This window comes from Reyranella sp. (assembly GCF_044224635.1).
In the GTDB taxonomy this organism is placed as follows: Bacteria; Pseudomonadota; Alphaproteobacteria; order Reyranellales; family Reyranellaceae; genus Reyranella.
The window spans coordinates 1-5519 of the sequence record NZ_JBGAKA010000097.1 but is presented as its reverse complement, the minus strand read 5'-3'; the positions used below and the strand labels follow the sequence as shown (position 1 = coordinate 5519).

At 69.4% G+C, this 5519-nt stretch carries 5 protein-coding genes; all 5 read left to right on the top strand.

Annotated elements, in window-relative coordinates; translation table 11 throughout:
- Nucleotides 1-42 precede the first annotated feature (42 nt).
- Complete coding sequence (locus ACILR9_RS38300) at nucleotides 43-819, top strand: creatininase family protein (protein ID WP_395715262.1); 777 nt, start codon at nucleotides 43-45, stop codon at nucleotides 817-819.
- The gene (locus ACILR9_RS38295; protein WP_395715261.1) at nucleotides 816-1847 is read left to right on the top strand and encodes a succinylglutamate desuccinylase/aspartoacylase family protein; all 1032 of its coding nucleotides are present in this window, start codon (nucleotides 816-818) and stop codon (nucleotides 1845-1847) included. Before ACILR9_RS38300 ends, ACILR9_RS38295 begins: the two co-directional genes overlap by 4 nt.
- Before the next feature lie 626 nt (nucleotides 1848-2473).
- Nucleotides 2474-4132, top strand: a complete 1659-nt coding sequence (locus ACILR9_RS38290) for a hydantoinase/oxoprolinase family protein (protein WP_395715260.1) — start codon at nucleotides 2474-2476, stop codon at nucleotides 4130-4132.
- Nucleotides 4054-4713, top strand: coding sequence for a hypothetical protein (locus ACILR9_RS38285; RefSeq protein ID WP_395715259.1), 660 nt, complete (start codon nucleotides 4054-4056; stop codon nucleotides 4711-4713). Before ACILR9_RS38290 ends, ACILR9_RS38285 begins: the two co-directional genes overlap by 79 nt.
- Nucleotides 4710-5519: hydantoinase B/oxoprolinase family protein (locus ACILR9_RS38280; RefSeq protein WP_395715258.1), on the top strand; the 810-nt coding region annotated here is incomplete at its 3' end. The genes ACILR9_RS38285 and ACILR9_RS38280, both read left to right, overlap by 4 nt.

The following is a 5519-nucleotide window of genomic DNA, read 5'->3' as shown; positions in this document are numbered from 1 at the left end:
AACCTAGGCAAGAACACAAGCACCACAAAGAAAGCATCCCTCATGAGCGAGATCGACTGGTCGAGGCTGAAGGCCTCGGAGATCAAGGCGCTGGCGGCGCGCAATGCCATCGTCATCGTGCCGATCGGGGCGACCGAGCAGCACGGGCCGCACCTGCCCAGCATGGTCGACTGGTGCTGCGTGCACGAGGTGTCGCATCGCGCGGCGCGGATCATGGAGAAGACGGCGCCGGTCGTGGTGGCGCCGACCATCCCCTTCGGCATGTCCGAGCATCACATGTCGCTCAGCGGCACGATCACGCTCGACTACGCCACCATGTTCGCGGTGATCCGCTGCGTCGTCACCTCGGCGGTGCGGCACGGCTTCAAGCGCATCTTCGTGCTGAACGGGCACGGCGGCAACACGACGGCGCTGCAGAACATGGTCGGCGAGCTGACCGTCGAGCACAGGCTGCCCTTCGCAACCGGCACGTACTGGGACATCGCCGCCAAATCGATCGCCAGGCTGTTGGAAAAGCAGAAGGCGCTGCTGCATGCCTGCGAGGCCGAAACGTCGATGATCATGGCGATGGCGCCCGAGCTGGTGAATCCCGACGAGCTGTCGCAGATGCACGGGCCTTACATCCCCGGCCTGTCGGCCATCCCGACGGTCAACGAAGGCGTCTATCGCTGGCGCCAGCTGTCCAGCCGCTCGCCGATCGGCGTGATCGGCGACGCCGGGGCGGCGAGCGCCGAGAAAGGCGAGAAGCTCCTGGCCGCGATCTCGGCCGACGTCGCCGATGCCCTGTTGAACGAACGCCTGTGGAGTGAACCGATTTGAGCACCGATTCCCGCGCCGCCGACATCTCGGCCCTGAGCCGCCTGTCGGCCGACATCGACCTCGCCGCCGACGGCAAGGCCGCCGGCTTCGTGCGCGTGCCGCACTCGGTGCATCGCTCGGCCTATGGCTGGATCCCGATCCCCATCGTGCGCATCAGGAACGGCGATGGCCCCTCCGTGCTGATGCAGGCCGGCAACCACGGCGACGAATGGGAAGGCCAGATCGGCCTCGGCAACCTGATCCGCGCGCTCAGGCCCGAGGACATCAAGGGCCGGCTGGTGATCCTGCCCTCGGCCAACTTCCCGGCCGCCATGGCGGGCCAGCGCACCTCGCCGATCGACGACGGCAATCTCAATCGCTCGTTCCCGGGCAACCCGGAGGGCACCATCACCCAGCAGATTGCCTACTGGATCGAGCATGCCCTGCTGCCGGGCTTCGACTACGGCTTCGACTTCCATTCCGGCGGCAGCTCGCTCACCTACATCCCGAGCGCGCTCGCGGCACGCTTCGACGATGCGGCGCGCATGACGAAGGTGACCGGGATGCTGAAGGCCTTCGGCGCCCCGGTGAGCTACGTCGCCTCGACGCCGCAGGGCGGCGGACGAACCTTCACCTCGGCCTGCTATCGCCAGGGCGTGCTGTCGATGGGCACCGAGCTGGGCGGCGGCGGGCTGGTGACGCCAGGCTCGCTCAAGGTGGCCGAGGACGGCATGCGCCGCCTGCTCGCCCACATTGGCCTGCTGCAGGGCGAGGTGCCGGCGCCGACCAAGACCCGGCTCACCGAGGTCGGCGGCGACGAGTACTACGTCTACGCCTCGGACGGCGGCCTGTTCGAGCCGCTGGTCGATCTCGGCGCCGAGGTGAAGGCGGGCCAGCCAGCGGCGCGCATCCACTTCCACCACACGCCGTGGCGCGAGCCCGAGATCGTCCCCTTCAAGCGCGCCGGCCTCGTCCTCTGCAAGCGCGTCCCGGCCCGCTGCGAGCGCGGCGACTGCCTGTTCCATCTCGCGACGGATACCGCGGGGTGAGGGTGCGCTCTTCTTTTCCTCCCCAGCTTCGCTGGGGAGGTGTCCGCGTAATCGCGGACGGAGGGGTCGAAAGCCCCACTGAGACTCCTGACCCCTCCGTCTCGGATTACCGAGACACCTCCCCAGCTGCGCTGGGGAGGAGAATGTGAAGAGCGCCACGGAGTGGCGCGCTCCCGGCGATGAGGCATGATCCTTCCATTCCCGGTCGCCGTGCAATTGAGTGCACACGCGTTTTGGCTGCAGCCGCGAGCCACGCTGGCTGGGCCGCCTGCCCACCCCTGCCGCGCCGTGATATCGCGTGCGGTGAATGAAACTCTGTCCAACCAAAGAGATCAGACCGTGATTGCCAGCACCGATGTGAGACAATCCGGCACAGCCCCGACCGCAAGACGGCGCGCCCGACCGCAACGGAGCCTGCTGAGTGGTCATTTGCGGTCGGCTAACCCCTTGATTCTAAAGGCTCCGAACGCACCGAACGCACCGAACGCAAAAATGCAGGGTGATTCTTTTCTGGAGGGTCGTTGCTGGGACCGCGCCACTTCAGGCGGAGTAATCTCCGCCGGCGTGGCGCTCATCGGATTTGTGATCAACAAGAAGAGCGCCATCGGAGCGGCGCGGTCCCAGCGATGAGTCACGCCCCCTCCGCCCCGCAGGCACACTGGCGTGTCGGCGTCGACTCGGGCGGCACCTTCACCGACATCTGCCTGTTCGACGAACGCACCGGGCGGGTTGCCGTCTGGAAGGTGCCGTCGACACCCGATGATCCATCGCGGGCAATCGCCAACGGCGTCGAGGAGGCCCTGCGGCAGGTCGCATCGGAGGGCGGCGACAAGCCGGCCGCTGCGGTCGTCTATTTCGGGCATGGCACGACGGTGGCAACCAACACACTGATCCAGCATCGCGGCGCGCCGACCGGGCTTTTGACATCGGACGGCTTTCGCGACCTGCTCGAGATCGGCCGGCAGAAGCGGCCCGACCTCTACGACATCCAGGCCGACAAGCCGCCCACCCTGGTGCCGCGCGCCTTGCGCCTGGAGGTGCCGGAGCGGGTCAACCATGCCGGCGCCGTGCTGACGCCGCTCGACGAGGCGCGCACGCGCGCGGCCGCCCGCACCTTGCGCGACGCCGGCGTGCAGGCGGTGGCGGTGTCCTTTCTCTACGGCTTCCTGCGACCCGACCACGAGCAGCGCGCCGTCGCCATCCTGCGCGAGGAGCTGCCCGACGCCTTCATCTCGGCCGGCCACGAGATCGCGCCCGAGTTCCGCGAGTTCGAGCGATTGTCGACGGTGGTGCTGAACGCCTATCTCGGGCCGGTGATGCAGCGCTACCTGTCGCGCCTGGGGCCGCGCCTCGCCGAGCTCGGCATGACGGCGACGCCGCATCTCACGCAGTCCAACGGCGGCGTCATCGGCTTCGGTGCCGCCGCCTCGATGCCGGTGCGCACGGTCTTGTCCGGGCCGGCGACCGGCGTGGTCGGCGCCCAGGCGATCGGCCGGCTGGCGGGCTTCCCCGACCTGATCACCTTCGACATGGGCGGCACCTCGACCGACGTGGCGCTGCTGCAGGACGGCAGCTGCCGGCTCGCCGCCGAGGCGACGGTGCACGGCTATCCGATCAAGGCGCCGATGCTCGACATCCACACGGTCGGCGCCGGCGGCGGCTCGATCGCCTATGTCGATGCCGGCGGCCTGCTCAAGGTGGGGCCGCGCTCGTGCGGCGCCGATCCCGGGCCGGTGTGCTACGACCGCGGCAACGACGAGCCCGCGACGACCGACGCCAATGTCGTGCTGGGCACGCTCAATCCGACGCACCTGCTGGGCGGCCGCATGAAGATCCGGCGCGATCTGGCCGAGGCGGCGATCGGCCGTCTCGCCGGAACGCTGGGATTGGGGCCGATGGAGACGGCGCAGGGCATCCTCTCGGTGGTGACCGCCAACATGGCGCGCGCCATCCGCGTCATCTCGGTGCAGCGCGGCCACGATCCGCGCGACTACACGCTGATGGCGTTCGGCGGCGCCGGGCCGTTGCACGCCGCGCGGCTCGCCGAGGAGCTCGAGATCCGCCGCGTGCTGGTGCCGGCCAATCCCGGCATCCTGTGCGCCATGGGCCTGCTGCTCACCGACCTGCGCGCCGATTTCTCCCTGACCCGCATCGTGCCGGCGACCGACGCGCCGCGCGGCTCGCCGAGGAGCTCGAGATCCGCCGCGTGCTGGTGCCGGCCAATCCCGGCATCCTGTGCGCCATGGGCCTGCTGCTCACCGACCTGCGCGCCGATTTCTCCCTGACCCGCATCGTGCCGGCGACCGACGCGTCGGCCGGCGATGTCGCGGAGGCGTTCGCCGCGCTGACCGAGCGCGCCGAGCGCTGGTTCGCGCACGAGGGCATCGCCGCCGCCGACCGCGGCATCGCGCGCACCGCCGACATGCGCTATCTCGGCCAGAACTACGAGCTCGGGGTCGCCCTGCCCGACGGGCCGGTGACTGCCGGGACGATGCAGACCCTTGTCGACCGATTCTCCGACGCCCATCGCCAGCGCTACGGCTTCGTCGCCGAGGGCGAGCCGGTGCAGGTCGTCACCCTGCGCGTCGAGGCGACCGGCCAGGTGCGCAAGGCCCAGCTGCCGGCCCATCCCGAGCGCGGGCCGGACGCGTCGAGGGCGATCACCGGAACGCGCAAGGTGTGGCTGGCCGAGACGCGCGATCTTGCCGCGACGCCGGTCTACGACCGCCCTGCCCTGGCGCCCGGCAATCACTTCGCCGGGCCGGCGATCGTCGAGCAGATGGACGCCACCACCCTGGTGCCCCCAGGATGGACGGCGCGGGTCGATCGCTGGCTCAACCTGATCCTGGAGGCCAACACGCCATGACCAAGTTCCCGGGGCTCGATCGGCCAAGCGTGCTCGACCCCATCACGGTCGAGGTGATCGGCGCGGCGATGGCCTCGATCGTCGACGAGACCGGCGAGACGCTGATCCGTGCCTCGCACTCGACCAACATCAAGGAACGGCGCGACTGCTCGACGGCGCTGTTCAACGCGCGCGGCGAGACGCTGTGCCAGGCCGAGCACATCCCGATCCATCTCGGCAGCTTCCTCGATCTCGTGCCGCACATCATGCGACGCTATCCGACGCAGGACATCAGGCCGGGCGACGCCTTCATCGGCAACGACGCCTATGAGGGCGGCGGCACGCACCTGCCCGACATCGTGCTGACCGAGCCGATCTTCGTCGACAACAAGCTCGTCGCGTGGACGGTCAACCTGGCGCACCATGCCGACTTCGTCGATCGCGGCCACGCCCACATCTACCAGGAGGGGCTGCGCATCCCGCCGGTGCGGCTGTGGCGTGCCGGCGAGCTGCAGAAGGACGTGCTCGACCTGATCCTGCTCAACTGCCAGGTGCCGCAGGAGCGGCTCTCCGACCTGCGCGCGCAGCGCGCCGCCAACCGCGTCGGCGTGCAGCGCTTCCAGGCGCTCGCCGCAAAGTACGGCGTCGCCACCGTGCTGGGCGCCGGCGAGGCGCTGATGGACTATGCCGAGCGCAAGATGCGCGCCGCCATCGCCGCGCTGCCCGACGGCATCTGGCGTTTCGAGGACGTGTTCGACAACGAGGAGGTGCCGCAGGCCCTGCCGATGTCGGTCGAGATCACGGTGAAGGGCGCCCGCATGACGCTC